The sequence below is a fragment of the Microbacterium sp. Root1433D1 genome, assembly GCF_001426835.1.
Taxonomy (GTDB): domain Bacteria; phylum Actinomycetota; class Actinomycetes; order Actinomycetales; family Microbacteriaceae; genus Microbacterium; species Microbacterium maritypicum.
On record NZ_LMFN01000002.1, the window covers coordinates 140,887 to 156,583 of the forward strand.

At 68.2% G+C, this 15,697-nt stretch carries 11 protein-coding genes; 6 read left to right on the plus strand and 5 right to left on the minus strand.

Going from position 1 to position 15,697, the window contains the following annotated elements; translation table 11 throughout:
• Window positions 1-47: 47 nt before the first annotated feature.
• Window positions 48-860: a ParA family protein gene (locus ASD13_RS06570; RefSeq protein WP_028501500.1), complete on the minus strand. Its 813-nt coding sequence runs from the start codon at window positions 858-860 to the stop codon at window positions 48-50.
• Between the two features lie 93 nt (window positions 861-953).
• On the opposite strand from ASD13_RS06570, the gene ASD13_RS06575 reads away from it, so the two are divergent.
• The 3 genes from ASD13_RS06575 to def all read left to right on the plus strand — a co-directional run bounded on the left by ASD13_RS06575 (window position 954) and on the right by def (window position 6,615).
• Window positions 954-4,361 carry a pyruvate carboxylase gene (locus ASD13_RS06575; RefSeq protein ID WP_055867301.1) on the plus strand — a complete coding sequence of 1,136 codons (3,408 nt, stop codon included), beginning with the start codon at window positions 954-956 and terminating at the stop codon, window positions 4,359-4,361.
• 65 nt (window positions 4,362-4,426) lie between these two features.
• Window positions 4,427-6,124, plus strand: coding sequence for a MinD/ParA family ATP-binding protein (locus ASD13_RS06580; protein ID WP_055867304.1), 1,698 nt, complete (start codon window positions 4,427-4,429; stop codon window positions 6,122-6,124).
• The gene (gene def / locus ASD13_RS06585; RefSeq protein ID WP_017830211.1) at window positions 6,124-6,615 is read left to right on the plus strand and encodes a peptide deformylase; all 492 of its coding nucleotides are present in this window, start codon (window positions 6,124-6,126) and stop codon (window positions 6,613-6,615) included. Before ASD13_RS06580 ends, def begins: the two co-directional genes overlap by 1 nt.
• A 58-nt stretch (window positions 6,616-6,673) precedes the next feature.
• Here def and ASD13_RS06590 read toward each other — a convergent pair whose 3' ends face one another.
• Complete coding sequence (locus ASD13_RS06590; RefSeq protein ID WP_055867306.1) at window positions 6,674-8,506, minus strand: AMP-dependent synthetase/ligase; 1,833 nt, start codon at window positions 8,504-8,506, stop codon at window positions 6,674-6,676.
• A gap of 152 nt (window positions 8,507-8,658) precedes the next feature.
• On the opposite strand from ASD13_RS06590, the gene ASD13_RS06595 reads away from it, so the two are divergent.
• Together ASD13_RS06595 and ASD13_RS06600 are read left to right on the plus strand one after the other, a co-directional pair.
• A complete protein-coding gene (locus ASD13_RS06595) occupies window positions 8,659-9,348 on the plus strand; it encodes a lysophospholipid acyltransferase family protein (RefSeq protein WP_017830213.1) in 690 nt (229 codons plus the stop codon).
• 47 nt (window positions 9,349-9,395) lie between these two features.
• Window positions 9,396-10,736 (plus strand): class II 3-deoxy-7-phosphoheptulonate synthase, encoded by a 1,341-nt coding sequence (locus ASD13_RS06600; protein WP_055867309.1) that lies wholly within the window; start codon window positions 9,396-9,398, stop codon window positions 10,734-10,736.
• Between the two features lie 106 nt (window positions 10,737-10,842).
• Here the strand turns inward: ASD13_RS06600 and pknB are convergent, their stop codons facing one another.
• Window positions 10,843-12,789, minus strand: a complete 1,947-nt coding sequence (gene pknB, locus ASD13_RS06605) for a Stk1 family PASTA domain-containing Ser/Thr kinase (protein WP_055867312.1) — start codon at window positions 12,787-12,789, stop codon at window positions 10,843-10,845.
• 78 nt (window positions 12,790-12,867) lie between these two features.
• A complete protein-coding gene (locus ASD13_RS06610) occupies window positions 12,868-14,049 on the minus strand; it encodes a muramidase family protein (RefSeq protein ID WP_055867315.1) in 1,182 nt (393 codons plus the stop codon).
• 121 nt (window positions 14,050-14,170) lie between these two features.
• Between ASD13_RS06610 and ASD13_RS06615 the strand changes: the two genes are divergently transcribed.
• A complete protein-coding gene (locus ASD13_RS06615; protein WP_327037748.1) occupies window positions 14,171-14,539 on the plus strand; it encodes an Rv2175c family DNA-binding protein in 369 nt (122 codons plus the stop codon).
• Between the two features lie 12 nt (window positions 14,540-14,551).
• Here ASD13_RS06615 and ASD13_RS06620 read toward each other — a convergent pair whose 3' ends face one another.
• Window positions 14,552-15,640 carry a polyprenyl synthetase family protein gene (locus ASD13_RS06620; protein WP_200942464.1) on the minus strand — a complete coding sequence of 363 codons (1,089 nt, stop codon included), beginning with the start codon at window positions 15,638-15,640 and terminating at the stop codon, window positions 14,552-14,554.
• Window positions 15,641-15,697: the final 57 nt, after the last annotated feature.

Consider the following 15,697-nt stretch of genomic DNA (forward strand, 5'->3'; position numbering starts at 1 on the left):
GCCGTCCTCGAAGAGGATGGCCGTTTCGCTGTGTGCGTCCGAGAGGGTCAGCTCTGCTGACCGCTCTCGGGGACGGCGATGCGTCCGGTGCGGATGATCCGGTCGAGCAGCTGGTCGAAGTCGGCCGCGAGCTCCTGCGCGGAATCTCCCGGCCAGATGTGCAGCGGCTTGGCGGCACCCTGCGCCTGCTGCAGCGAGGTGCGCTCCGGCAGCTGCGGGGAGAGCACGAGGGGCCCGAACATGTCGCGCAGCTCCTTGATGCGGAACTGGTGCTCGATGGACTGGGGGCGCACGCGGTTCACGACGATGCCGAGAGGCTGCAGACGAGGGGAGAGGCCGCGGCGGATCTCCTCGATCGCGCGAAGGGCACGGTCGGCCGCGGCGACGGAGAACAGGCCGGGCTCGGTGACGACCATGACGCGGTCACTCGCCGCCCATGCCGTGCGGGTCAACGCGTTCAGAGACGGTGCGCAGTCGACGAGCACGAGGTCGTAGTCGGCCTCGACGGATGCGAGCGCCTCTTCGAGCTTCCACACGTCGCGCACGCTCGGGTGCGGACCGTCGAAGTTGATTGCGGAGGGGCTGCCGATGAGGACATCGATCGTTCCTGGGTGCACCTTCGCCCAGCCGCTGGAGGTGATCGCCTGCCGGACGACCTTCTCCTTCGGGTTCGCCAGGACGTCGGCGATGTTGAGACGTCCGGCCACCTGGATGTCCATCCCGGTGGAGACGTCGGACTGCGGGTCGAGGTCGACGACGAGAGTCCGGACTCCTCGGGCGAAAGCCGCTGAGGCCAGCCCGAGTGTCACGGTCGTCTTGCCGACGCCTCCCTTGAGAGAGCTGACGCTGAGTACGTGCACGGACACCACGTTACCTTCCCCTAGGCTGGGGGAACACTCAGCCCCGCCCCATGCGCATCGAAAACGCTGCGCATCGAGCTCCCAGAGGTGTGCATGTTCCAGAAGATCCTTGTGGCGAATCGCGGCGAGATCGCGATCCGTGCCTTCCGTGCGGCGGTCGAGGTGGGGGCGCGCACTGTCGCGGTGTTCCCGCATGAAGACCGCGGCTCCGTGCACCGGCTCAAGGCCGATGAGGCCTACGAGATCGGCGAGCGCGGGCATCCTGTGCGCGCATACCTGAACGTCGACGAGATCATCCGCGTCGCGCTCGAGTCCGGTGCGGACGCGATCTACCCCGGTTACGGGTTCCTCTCCGAGAACCCGGAGCTCGCGGAGAAGGCCGCGGCGAACGGCATCGTGTTCATCGGACCTCCTGCCCACGTTCTCGAGATGGCCGGCAACAAGGTCGAGGCGAAGCGTCACGCGATCGAGGCCGGGGTCCCCGTCCTCCGCTCCACCGAGGCATCGGACGACGTCGAGGCTCTGGTGGCGCAGGCCGAGGACATCGGATTCCCGCTGTTCGCCAAGGCCGTGGCCGGCGGCGGAGGGCGCGGGATGCGTCGGGTCGAGACCGCAGGCGACCTCGCTCCCGCTCTCGCAGAGGCGATGCGGGAAGCCGCGAGCGCCTTCGGCGACGCACGGATGTTCCTCGAGCAGGCGGTCGTTCGCCCTCGGCACATCGAGGTGCAGATCCTCGCCGACAAGACCGGCGAGACCGTGCACCTCTTCGAGCGTGACTGCTCGGTGCAGCGACGCCACCAGAAGGTGGTCGAGATCGCTCCGGCGCCGAACCTCGACGACAGCGTGCGCACTGCCCTGCACGGGTACGCCGTCGCCTTCGCCCGCTCCATCGGCTACGAGAACGCCGGAACGGTCGAGTTCCTGCTCGAGACGGCGGGGGAGCGCACCGGCGAGGTCGTCTTCATCGAGATGAATCCGCGCATCCAGGTCGAGCACACGGTCACGGAAGAGGTGACCGATGTCGACCTGGTGCAGAGCCAGATGCGGATCGCCTCCGGCCAGAGCCTCGCCGACCTCGGCCTGCAGCAGGAGAACCTGCATCTGCGCGGCGCCGCACTGCAGTGCCGCATCACCACGGAGGACCCGACGCAGGGATTCCGCCCCGACACCGGCAAGATCACCACGTACCGTTCCCCCGGCGGTGCCGGCATCCGCCTCGACGGCGGCACGGTCCACCAGGGGGCCCAGATCAGTCCCCACTTCGACTCCATGCTGGCCAAGCTCACCTGCCGTGGGCGCGACTTCCCCGCCGCGGTCGCCCGCGCACGTCGTGCTCTCGCGGAGTTCCGCATCCGCGGCGTCTCGACCAACATCCCGTTCCTGCAGGCGCTCCTGGAAGATGAGGCCTTCATCGCGGGCGATGTCAGCACGTCGTTCATCGACGAACGCCCCGAGCTGCTGCGCGGCCGTGTCTCCAAGGACCGCGGGACGAAGCTCCTCAACTGGCTGGTCGACGTCACGGTGAACAAGCCGCATGGCGTCCACCCCGGCGTCGTCGACGCGGTCACCAAGCTGCCTGCCGTCGACCTGACTTCCGAGCCGGCCCCGGGTTCGCGCCAGCGCCTGCTCGAACTGGGACCTGAGGGCTTCGCCCGCAGCCTCCGTGCGCAGACGGCCCTGGCGGTGACCGACACCACGTTCCGCGACGCGCACCAGTCGCTCCTGGCCACACGTGTGCGCACCAAGGACCTGGTCGCCGCGGCGCCGTACCTGGCGAGGCTCACTCCCGGTCTGCTCTCGGTCGAGGCATGGGGCGGTGCCACCTACGACGTCGCGCTGCGCTTCCTCGGCGAGGACCCCTGGGAGCGCCTCGACAAACTCCGTGCGGCGCTGCCCAACGTGGCGATCCAGATGCTGCTGCGCGGTCGCAACACGGTCGGCTACACGCCGTACCCCACGGCCGTGACCGAGGCATTCGTCGCGGAGGCCGCTGCCAGTGGCGTCGACATCTTCCGCATCTTCGACGCGCTCAACGACGTGGAGCAGATGCGTCCAGCGATCGAGGCGGTCCGCAACACGGGGACCGCCGTCGCCGAAGTGGCGCTCTGCTACACCGGCGATCTGCTGGATCCGGCGGAAGACCTCTACACCCTCGACTACTACCTGGGCCTCGCGGACCAGATCGTCGACGCGGGCGCGCACATCATCGCGATCAAGGACATGGCGGGTCTGCTGCGTCCGGCCGCCGCCGCCAAGCTGGTCACGGCACTGCGCGAGCGATTCGACCTTCCTGTCCATCTGCACACGCATGACACCCCCGGCGGTCAGCTCGCGACGCTCCTCGCGGCCAGTGCCGCCGGCGTCGATGCCGTGGACGCCGCGTCTGCGCCGCTCTCGGGAACCACGAGCCAGCCGTCGCTGTCGTCTCTCGTCGCCGCGCTCGCGCACACCGAGCGCGACAGCGGGATCTCGCTCGACGCCGTCTCGGATCTCGAGCCCTACTGGGAGGCGGTCCGTCGCCAGTACGCGCCGTTCGAGTCGGGTCTTCCCGGCCCCACCGGGCGCGTCTACCACCACGAGATCCCCGGCGGCCAGCTGTCGAACCTGCGGCAGCAGGCGAAGGCGCTCGGCCTCGCCGACGACTTCGAACTCATCGAGGACATGTACGCCGCGGCCGACCGCATCCTCGGTCGCGTGCCCAAGGTGACGCCGTCTTCGAAGGTCGTCGGCGATCTCGCCCTCCACCTCGCGGCCGTGAAGGCCGACCCTGCCGACTTCGAGGCGAACCCCGAGAAGTACGACGTTCCGGACTCCGTCGTCGGCTTCATGGCGGGCGAGCTCGGCGACCTGCCCGGGGGATGGCCGGAGCCTTTCCGCACCAAGGTCCTCGCCGGGCGCTCCGTGCGCACCGGCCTCACCGCGATCACGGCAGACGACGAAGCAGCACTCGCCGGAACCAGCGCCGAGCGGCGGACACGCCTCAACACGCTGCTGTTCCCCGCGCCCACCGCGGAGTTCGCCGAGCGTCGGGAACTGTTCGGCGACCTCTCGGTGCTCGACACCAGTGACTACCTCTACGGTCTCGTCGCGGGACAGGAACACCAGATCGAGATCGATCGCGGTGTGCGCCTGTACGTCGGGCTCGAAGCCATCGGCGATGCCGACGACAAGGGTATGCGCACCGTCATGACGACTCTGAACGGGCAGCTGCGTCCGGTGTTCGTCCGCGACCGTTCGATCAAGGTCGACGCTCTCGAGGTCGAGAAGGCCGACACCTCCGTTCCGGGTCAGGTGGCCGCTCCGTTCTCCGGTGTCGTCACTCTGAAGGCCGAGGTCGGGGCCACTGTCCGGGCCGGCGAACCCGTCGCATCCATCGAGGCGATGAAGATGGAGGCGGCCATCACCGCCCCCGTCGACGGCGTCATCGAGCGGCACGCGATCGCCGAGACCCAGCAGGTGGATGCAGGAGATCTTTTGGTCGTGATCCGCCCGGCGCACTAATCTTGTGCGGGCGAGGGCCGCGCATTCGTGTGCACCCGAGGCCCGCGCAGGCTTGGAGCGACATCGTGACACCGAAGAACACCACTGACCCCGAGGAGAACTCGCTGGGGGTGCTCGACGAAGCCGCGTCTCTCGACACGGCAGTGATCGGCATCCTCGGCGGGACGGCCCAGGTCAGCGTGACCCTGCCCAGGAGCGACGACGACGATGACCTCGCCGACGACGGCGTGGTCGACGGCGAGGTCATCGGCGACCTCGTGATCGATCCGCCCCCCGCCGTGGGATCGACGACGAAGACGAAGTCGCTTCCGAAAGCACCCCGTCCCGACCCCGTGCCCGCAGCCGCAGCCGCCGTCGCGCAGGATGCGGAGCCGGACGAAGCGCAGGTCGTCGAGGCGGCGTCAGAGGTCGAGCCTCCTGCGGAACCGGCTGTCGTCACGGGCGTGATCGACGAGCCGCTCGTCATCGAACCGATCGTGATCGAGGTGACGGCACTCGAATCGGCCCCCGTCGCGGATGCCGTCGTCGATGCGGTCGTCGTCGATGACCAGGTGTCCGAGACGATCGCCGACGATCGAGACACCGCCGACCAGCACGCAGCGGAGGAAGTCGCCGCCGCCCAGTTCCTCGCCAAAGCTCGGTCCGAGATCGAGACGGCTCCGCCGGCACCGGCATCCGCCGTGCAGGCGGCCACCGAGAAGGAGACCACCGTGTCCACTCCTGAAGAGAGGTCCGTCGTACCGCAGCCCGCTCGGGCGGCAGCGCGAGCGGATGTGACGCTGACCTCGAAGCGCCTGGACGATCTGGGCGAGTCCTCGCGCGAGTCCGCCGATCTGCTCACCGCCGACCGGCTGCTCGACCCGCACCGCATCACGAAGCCGGAGCCCGAGGGGGCATGGAGTCATTTCCTCTACGCCGTCTCCGGTCGGCGCATCAACATCGGCGACGGTCGCCGTGCGCGGGAGCGGAAGGCGCTCTCGGCGAGGATCGCGGCGCCACTGGCCGGGGGAGCGCGGTTCGTCCCCGTGCTGTCCCGCAAGGGCGGGGTGGGCAAGACGACGATCACCGCGCTGCTGGGCATGGCTCTCGCCGACGCCCGCGAGGATCGTGTGATCGCGGTCGACGCCAACCCCGACCGCGGAACGCTCGCGGAGCGCATCGTGCGCCCGCACCACAGCAAGTCCGTGCGCGATCTCGTCCGGATCCACGACGACGTCAAGGGATATCACGACATCTCCGCGATCGTGGCGAGGGATGCGACCCGCCTCGACGTCCTCGCCTCCGATGCCGACCCTCGCATTGCAGAGGCCTTCAGCGACAGCGACTACCGGGATGTGGCCGGCGTCGCCGCACACTACTACTCGCTCGTCCTCACCGACACGGGCACGGGCATCGTGCACTCGGTGATGTCGGCGACTCTCGATCTCGCCGATCAGATCGTCATCGTCTCCGGTCTCAGCGTCGACGAAGCCCGGCTCGCCTCCGAGACGCTCACGTGGTTGGAGACCAACGGGTATGAGGAGCAGGCGCGCGAGGCGATCGTCGTCCTCAACCAGTCGACGCCGGGGACGCCGCTCGTGCGCCTGAACGAGTTGCAGGCGCACTTCGCCACTCGGGCGCGGAGCGTCGTCCGCGTGCCCTATGACCCGCAGATCGCCGGGGGAGGGACCATCGTGTTCGCGAATCTCCTGCCGGAGACGCGGATCGCAGCCCGTGAACTCGCCGCGCTGCTCGTCGAGGGCCTGCGGGCCAAGGCCGCCTGATGGCCGTCCGCGAGATCCGCATCTTCGGAGACCCCGTCCTGCGGGCGGTCTGTGCGCCGGTCGAGGAGATCGATGACGGAGTGCGTGCGCTGGTGGCAGACCTGGTCGACACCGTAGAGCTGCCCGGTCGCGCCGGAGTCGCTGCGCCCCAGATCGGTGTCGCTCTGCGCGCCTTCAGCTACAACATCGACGGCGACATCGGCTACGTGATCAACCCGGTCCTGACCGAGGTGCGCGGAGAGCCCGAGCCGACGGGGGAGGGCTGCCTCTCAGTCCCCGGACTCTGGCACGACGCGCAGCGTCATCCCTGGGCTCGTGTCGAGGGGATCGACCTCGATGGCAACCCCGTCGTCCTCGAGGGCGACGGCCTGCTCGCACAGGCGCTGCAGCACGAGACCGATCACCTCGACGGCAAGCTCTTCCTGACCCGTCTCGATCCGCAGACGCGCAAGGTCGCCATGCGTGAGGTGCGCGAAAGCGCCTGGTTCTGATCCTCAGCGCATGAAGAAGGGCCCCGCAGCTGCGGGGCCCTTCTTCGATCTCGGCGCGTCAGCCGCCGATCGGGACGTTCGTCGTCGCGACGGGCTCGTCGTAGATCGCGGCGATCTCGTCGGCGAAGTCGTTCATGATGATGTTCCGCTTGATCGAGAGCTTCGGGGTCAGATGTCCGGAGGCCTCTGTCCATTCGGAGTCGAGGATCGTGAACTTGCGGATCGACTCCGCACGCGAGACGCGAGCATTCGCGGCATCGACGGCACGCTGCACTTCGGCGCGCACACCCTCGTTCTTGGAGGCGTCGACGAGCGACATCTTCGCGTCGAGGCCGTTGTTCGCCAGCCACGTCGGGAGCATCTCGGGGTCGAGCGTCACGAGCGCCGAGATGAACGGACGCTGATCGCCGACGACGACCACCTGGCCGATGATCGGGTTCGCGCGGATCGGGTCCTCGAGCGCCGCGGGGGCGACGTTCTTGCCGCCGGCCGTGACGATGATCTCCTTCTTGCGCCCCGTGATCGTCAGGAAGCCCTCGGAGTCGAAGCTGCCGATGTCGCCGGTGTGGAACCAGCCGCCTTCGCTGAAGGCCTCAGCTGTCGCCTCGGGGTTGTTCCAGTACTCCTTGAACACGTTGATGCCGCGGACCTCGATCTCGCCATCGTCTGCGAGACGCACGCCGACGCCGGGGAGCGCGGGACCGACGGTGCCGATCTTCGACTTGTCGGCCAGGTTCACGGTGGCGGGAGCGGTGGTCTCGGTCAGGCCGTAGCCCTCGAGGATCACCACGCCGAGGCTGTGGAAGAAGTGCCCGAGCCGCGAGCCGAGGGGAGCGGAGCCCGAGACGGCGTAGACGACGTTGCCGCCCATGGCCTCGCGGAGCTTGCTGTAGACGAGCTTGTTGAACAGGGCGAACTTGAGCTTCATCCCGAAGGGGATCGGCTTGCCCGCCTCGAGCAGCTTGGAATGCTCGATGGCGACATCGGCCGCGGCGCGGAAGATCTTGCCCTTGCCGCCGGCCTCGGCCTTCTGCTCCGCGGAGTTGTAGACCTTCTCGAACACGCGGGGGACCGCGAGGAGGAAGGTGGGCTTGAACGATCCGAGTGCCGGCAGGAGCTGGCGGGTGTCGGGCTGGTGGCCCGTGCGCACTCCCGCGTGGACGTCGAGGATCGAGATGAACCGGGCGAACACGTGCGCGGTCGTGATGAAGAGGAGAGTGGATGCTCCGGGTGTCTGGACGACCTCATCAAGGGCCTTGGCCGAGTTGCGGGACAACTCGACGAAGTTGCTGTGCGTGAGCACGCATCCCTTCGGGCGCCCGGTGGAGCCCGACGTGTAGATGAGGGTCGCGATGTCGGATCCGACCGCCAGACTGCGCCGGCGCTCGATCTCGGCGTCGGTCACCGAGGCGCCCTGTGCGGTCAGGGTGTCGATGGCTCCGAGGTGCAGCTGCCACACCTCACGGATCAGGGGAAGGTCGCCGCGGACCTCGTCGACACGGGCGAAATGCTCCGGCGACTCCACCATGAGCGCGATCGCTCCGGAATCCTCGAGGATCCACTGGATCTGCGAGGGCGAACTGGTCTCGTAGATCGGCACCATCACGGCACCGGCGTAGAAGAGCGCGAAGTCGACGAGCGTCCATTCGTACGTGGTGCGTGCGAGGAAGCCGACCTTCTCGCCCGGCCGGATGCCCGCAGCGGCGAAGCCCTTCGCGAGCGCGATCACGGCCGTCTGGAAGTCCGCGGCGGAGATGTCGCGCCAGCCGTCTCCCTCGGGGACCGAGAACAGCGCACGATCAGGGGTGGCTTCGACACGCTTCACCAGAAGGTCGGCGACGTTCGCGTCGGGATCGGCGGGGACGATCGCAGGGACTTCAAACTGGACCACGGCAGCTCCTTCGGTACCGGTCGGGCACGGACTTGGCTACGAGTCTAGGGCATGGAACCGAGTCGCGCCTTGGGTGAAACTGGGTCGCTCGCGGGCTCGACGCCGGAAGAGGCTTCCGACAGACGCCGGGCGCGGCGCTAGACTTCACCACGATGTTCTACTGGCTGATGAAGTACGTGGTGATCGGCCCCGTGGTCAAGGCGGTATTCCGCCCCTGGATCGTGGGGCGGAACAACGTGCCCGCGAACGGCGCGGCGATCCTCGCGAGCAATCACCTCTCCTTCGCCGATTCGATCTTCCTTCCCCTGGTGATCGACCGGTCGATGTCCTTCCTCGCGAAGAGCGACTACTTCACCGGCCGCGGCATCAAAGGCTGGGCGACGAAGTTCTTCATGAAGGCCACAGGGCAGATCCCCATCGACAGATCGGGTGGCAAGGCCTCCGAGGCCTCGCTGAACACGGGGCTCCAGGTTCTCGGCGGAGGCGACCTGCTCGGGATCTACCCCGAGGGCACGCGCAGCCCGGACGGCAAGCTCTACCGAGGGCGCACCGGCATCGCCAGGATGGCGCTCGAGGCGAAGGTCCCTGTCGTGCCGGTGATCATGGTCGACACCGACACGGCGATGCCCATCGGTCGGCGGCTGCCGCGCATCGTGCGCGTCGGCATCGTGATCGGGGAGCCTCTCGACTTCTCCCGTTACGCGGGGATGGAGAACGATCGCTACATCCTGCGATCGGTCACCGATGAGATCATGGTGGCCCTGCAGAGGCTCGGTGAGCAGAAGTACGAAGACGTCTACGCCTCGACGGTCAAGGAGCGGCTCCCGAGTCGCGTCACATAGGCCTCGCGCGGATCTGGGCGGCACCAGCGACCACTAGGCTGGAACGCATGCTCCCGCACCACATCGAAGCCCTTGATGCATGGCGCTCGCTTCCCATCAAGCAGCAGCCGCAGTGGCCCGACGCGGACCGCGTCGCCGACGTCTCCCAGCAGATCGCGACCCTTCCGCCTCTGGTCTTCGCCGGCGAGGTCGACAACCTTCGCGACCGGCTCGCGCGCGCCGCATCCGGTCAGGCATTCCTGCTCCAGGGTGGCGACTGTGCCGAGACCTTCGCAGGGGCGACCGCCGAACAGATCCGCAACCGCATCAAGACGGTGCTGCAGATGGCCGTCGTGCTGACCTACGGCGCCTCGATGCCCATCGTCAAGATGGGCCGCATGGCGGGACAGTTCGCGAAGCCGCGTTCGAGCGACTCCGAGACCCGTGGCGATGTCACGCTGCCGGCTTACCGCGGCGACATCGTGAACGGCTACGACTTCACCGAGGGGTCCCGCACGGCCGACCCCGGTCGCCTGCTCCAGGGCTACCACACGGCGGCGTCCACGCTGAACCTGATCCGCGCGTTCACGCAGGGTGGTTTCGCCGACCTCCGCGAGGTGCACTCGTGGAACAAGGGCTTCGCGCAGAACCCGGCCAATCAGCGCTACGAGCGCATGGCCGCCGAGATCGACCGCGCGATCAAGTTCATGGAGGCCGCGGGCGCGGACTTCGACGAGCTGAAGCGCGTCGAGTTCTTCACCGGGCACGAGGGCCTGCTCATGGACTACGAGCGCCCGATGACGCGTATCGACTCGCGTACGGACACCCCGTACAACACGTCTGCGCACTTCCTCTGGATCGGAGAGCGCACGCGCGAGCTCGACGGCGCGCACGTCGACTACTTCTCCAAGATCCGCAATCCCATCGGCGTGAAGCTCGGACCGACCACGTCGCCGGACACCGCCCTCGCTCTGATCGACAAGCTGGATCCCGAGCGCGAGCCCGGCCGACTGACGTTCATCACCCGCATGGGAGCGGGCAAGATCCGCGATGCTCTTCCGCCCCTGCTCGAAGCAGTTCGCGACTCCGGCGCGCAGCCCCTGTGGGTCACCGACCCGATGCACGGCAACGGCATCACCACGCCGACCGGCTACAAGACTCGTCGCTTCGACGACGTGGTCGACGAGGTGCGAGGCTTCTTCGAAGCGCACCGTGCCGTGGGTACGTTCCCCGGCGGCATCCACGTCGAGCTCACCGGTGACGATGTCACCGAGTGCCTCGGTGGGTCGGAGCGGATCGACGAAGCGGCCCTGGCCACGCGCTACGAGAGCCTGTGCGACCCGCGACTGAACCACATGCAGTCTCTGGAGCTCGCCTTCCTCGTCGCTGAGGAGCTCGAGAAGCGCTGACGCTCCCGTCGCGAAGACGAAAGAAGCCGCCCTCCCGGAATCATCGGGGAGGGCGGCTTCCTTCGTCGGTGGGTTCGTGCTCTTGCAGCAACCGACGCGGGAGCGCTCAGCCGCTCAGCTGGATCGAGAGGTTCACGGTGCCGCCGCGGGGGAGGGACTTGTCCGTACCAGGATCCTGGCCGGTGACTCTCGCCATCTCGGCGAAGCCCGGCAGATCGCCCCAGGCGGCGTAGGTCGATTTGAACCCCTTGTCGGCGAGGATCTTCTTGGCCTCGTTCAGGGTCTTCCCCGAGACGTCGGGCACGGGGAACAGCTCCGGCCCCTTCGAGACGATGAGCTGCACGTTGTCGCCGGGCCGCCAGTTGCCCTCCTCCGCGCGGTCGGCCACACCGATGACGACATCCTTGGCGACGCTGTCGCTGAACGTGTACTGCGGCTCGGCGGTGACGCTGAGGCCCTTGTCCGAGAGGGTGGAGGTCGCCTCGCCGATCGACATGCCCGCGACATCGGGGAACTCGCCGGACGAGACGTACAGCTCCACCGTGTCGTCTTCGAAGACCTCGCAGCCGTCGCCGCAGATGTATGCCTCTCCGCCGGCTCTCGGGGTGACATAGGCGTTGATGACGATGCCGGCGTCGGCGTCGGAGAACAGCATCAGCGACGTGTCCGTGACGTTGACGTTGAGGCCGTCGAGGTAGTCGCGGGCGTCTTGCTCGGCGCGTCCGTTCAGGGGGTCGAGAGTGTGCGCGGCGGGTCCTGCAGAGACGATCACCGTGACCGAGGCGCCCTTGTCGAGTCGCGAACCCTCGGCAGGGTCGGTCTCGATCACGGTCCCGGCGGGGATGTCGATGGAGAACTCGTCCTTCCGCGCGGGGACGAAGCCGGCCTCGGTCAGCGTGGAGGCGGCCGCGTCGTAGGTGCCTCCTGCAACGGCAGGCACCGCGATCAGCGAGCCGGGGCCGGAACCGAACCACCAGCCCACACCACCGGCGAGCACCGCCAGCAGGAGCACGAGAGTGAGGAGGAACGCTCCGCGCGCGCGGCGCTTGGACGCGCGTCGCCGCAGGAGGGTCGCATTGTCGAGCGCGGCGGGGACGGGAGCCGTGGGGTCGGCGATCACCATGGTTCCCGGCATCACCTTGGTGAGGTCGCCGGAGTCGCCGTGGCTGTGCTGCGCAGCCGTGGCTCTGGCCGCCGTCGGGGTGACGCCGAGGTCGCGTTCGATCTCCCGCAGGCGCTCGAGCATCTGCTGAGCGTCGTCCGGTCGGTCGTCCGGGGACTTCTCCGTGGCCCAGAGCACGAGCTCGTCGAGCTGCTCCGGCACGGCGGGGTTGCGAACGCTCGGGCGCGGGACAGACTCCGTGGCGTGCTGGAAGGCGATCTGCATCGGCTGCTCGCCCTTGTAGGGCTGCTCGCCGACCAGCATCTCGTACAGCATGATGCCGAGCGCGTAGATGTCGCTGCGGGCGTCGGCGGTGCCTCGGGTGACGAGTTCGGGGGCGAGGTAGGCGATCGTCCCCAGCAGCTGCTGTCCGGTCGCGGTGTTCGCGGTCGTCGCTCGTGCGAGTCCGAAGTCGCCGATCTTGATGCGGCCGTCCTCCGCGAGGAGGACGTTCTCCGGCTTCACGTCGCGATGCACGATTCCGGCGCGGTGTGCGGCCGAGAGACCGGCCAGGATCGCGTCCATGATCGTGATGGTCTGCGGGAGCGTGAGGCGCTTCTGCTCTCGGAGGAGCTCGCGCAGCGTGATTCCGGGCAGGTACTCCATGACGAGGTACGCCAGCTCGCCGTCCTGCCCCTGGTCGAACACGTTGACGACGTGCGGATCCGCCAGGCGGGCCGCGGCCCTCGCCTCCTGGATGAAGCGGCTCTGGAAGGCCGAGTCGTCGCTGAGGTGCGCGTGCATCACCTTGAGGGCGATGCGCCGTTCGAGACGGAGGTCGGTCGCGACATAGACCGTCGCCATGCCTCCGCGGGCGATGCGGGCGCGCACACGATAGCGGCCGTCGACAAGCCGCCCGATGAGGGGGTCGGCTTGCTGATTGGTCGTCACGTCAGAATTCTATGGAGAACTGCCTGAAAGACAGGGGAGCGCCTCACCCCTCGGGCCTGCGGGTTTTCCCGGATGTCGTCAGCTGTAGAGAGCGAGCCAGGCATATGCTTGGGCCTCCCACTGGCCGTACCTGTCCGGATACGCCGAGATCTGCACCGCCTGCGCCGCCGCTGTGAAGGGCATGCTGTCCCAGCCGGGGATGTCCAGGAGCCCGCGGGTCGCCTGTCCGTTCGGGTCGCTCTGACCGCCGTAGAACACGCGTGTGCTCCGGTCCGCGTCCATGATCTGCGCCGGGGTTCCCCACCCTGTGCTCGGACGCTGCTGGAAGATGCCGAGCGAATCGCGGTCGCCCCAGTCGAGGTTGCGCAGCCCCGACTCGACCATCCCGGTCGCGAGGGCGATGGCGATGGCCCGGTCGTTGACGCCGATCTCGCGACCGATGCGGATGATGAGCGCCGCGTTGGCCGCTTGCTCCGCGGAGAGCGTCGTCGCCTGCTGTCCGCCCGTGGAGGCGGGAGCAGTCGTCGCGGGGGCGGGGGTCGGCGCCCCCTGCAGGGACAGGGTCTGGCCGGGATAGATGATCGACGAGGGGCCGAGCCCGTTGGCGGCATACAGCGTCTGGGTCGTCGTGCCGTATCTCTGCGCGATGCCGAACAGGGTGTCTCCTGCGGCGACGGTGTGCGTGGCGGCGGATGCCGGAGCGGGGATCTGAGCCGGAGCAACTGCCGGTGCGGCCGCCGCACTGCTCCCGGAGACGACGAGGCTCTGACCGGGGAAGATGATCGACGCGCGGTCGAGGCCGTTCGCCGAGAGCACGGCGTCGACGGTCGTGCCGTATCTCTGAGCGATGGCGTACACGGTGTCGCCGGCGACGACCTGGTGCGTGGCCGCGGCGGCGGGTGCTGGAGCGGCGGCGGGGGCTGCGACCGCTCCGGGGTGGAGTGTCAGACTCTGGCCGGGGTGGATCACGGAGCGCCAGGAGAGGCCGTTCCAGGTCAGGACGTCGACGGTGCGCAGCCCGAAGCGCGTCGCGATCGCCGAGACCGTGTCACCTGGCTGGACGACGTAGCTCGGTGGTGCCGCTTCGGTGGGAGCCACCCGTACGGGGAGGAGGCGCTCGCGTTCGACGGTGGCGGTGCCCACGGGGGAAGCCGCGCTGGCCGGTGCGGCGGTGAGCGTGGTCGCGAGGGCGCCGAGCACGGCCGCAGGCACTCCGATCTGCAGATGTCGCGTTCGACGCGTGGCGGTCTTGAATGTCAAGGCTTGCCCCCTTTTCGAGTTTTTCACGCTGACACGGATGTAAACAGAAGTCAACTGAAGTGACGCAAGTGAAGGATGTGACTGGAGGGTCGACATGCGACGGTCACGCAGAGGTGAGATAGTGGGCAACGTGTCTGAGAACGTTGCTGGAACCCCTGCCGCTGCCGCCATCGAGTGGTTGACGATGCCCGACCTCGTCGAGGTGCTCGACGAGCCCCTCGGCCGTGTGCGCCGTCTGATCGACGAGCACTACCTGGTCGGATCCACTCGCAGCGGAGTCTTCGCGGTGCCGTCGGTGTTCATCGTCGATGGACACCCGCTGAGTTCTCTGCGCGGAACGGTGATCGTCCTGCAGGATGCCGGCTTCACGGACGACGAGCTGATCGACTGGCTCCTCGCCGACGAGGAGAGCCTCGGTCGCTCGCCGATCGACGCCCTGCTGGCCGGGCACAAGAGCGCGGTCCGACGCCTCGCTCGTACCCTCGCCTGACCGCAGGATCGCTCAGGAGGAACGCACCGTCGCCGCCCGCGCGAGCTCGCGCAGTTCGCCGACGGCCGCGTTGTCGAGCCGGGCGCCCGATAGTGCGCGATCAGCCTCGCGCGCATAGTCGGCGATCATCGCCTCGACCTGTTCCAGCGCGCCGGAATCGGTGATGGTCGCCTGCAGGAACGACACCTGCTGCGGCGTCAGTTCCGTGTCTCCGAGCATCTCGTCCAGCAGATTGCGCGCGGAAGCGTCGAGGGTTTGCCGAGTGAGGGCGATCAGCACTGTGCGCTTGCCCTCGCGCAGATCGTCTCCGGCCGGTTTCCCCGTGACGGATGCGTCGCCGAACACGCCGAGCACGTCGTCCCGGAGCTGGAAGGCCATGCCGACCGGGTGACCGAAGCGGCGTAGCGCCGCCATCTGATCCGCGTCGGCTCCGCCGAAGGCTCCTCCGAGGACCAGCGGCTGCTCGATGCTGTACCTGGCGGACTTGAGTGATGCCACACGCAGAGCCCGTTCCGCATGGAGGCCGCCGTCGTTGACGCTCCACGCCGATTCCTCGGCGATGTCGAGGAACTGACCGGTGGTGACGTCTCTTCGCATCCTGGCGTACTCGGAACGCACGGTGAGTGCCTGAGGCTGCCCCTCCAGCGCCGACTCCAGCAGGTCATCGCTCCACGCGACCAAGAGATCTCCCAGGAGGATGGCGGATGCCCGACCGAACGCCTCCGCATCTCCCGACCATCCGGCGGCGCGGTGCGATGCCTCGAGCGCACGGTGCGCTGCGGGGCGACCACGGCGGGTGTCGGAGTTGTCGATCAGGTCGTCGTGCACGAGCGCGGCCGACTGGAAGATCTCCAGTGCTGTGCAGATGTCCCACAGAGCATCGGACTCCGTCGCATCACGGTCGTGGAACCTGGCCACGGCGCGCCAACCTGCATGGCAGAACCGCGCACGAAGCCGCTTGCCTCCGTCCAGCGTGGCGGCGGCGGCGGAGAGGAAGGATGACGCATCGGGGCCGTACTCCATCGATTCGTCGCGCATCCGCGCGAGGAAGCGATCGAGATGTGCGGCGACGGCGTCGGGTACAGGGGAGGAGTACGACACGACTCCCAGCATACGTAAAGCAAGGGGACGCCGAACTGCTAGCCCCGGACGCCTCGT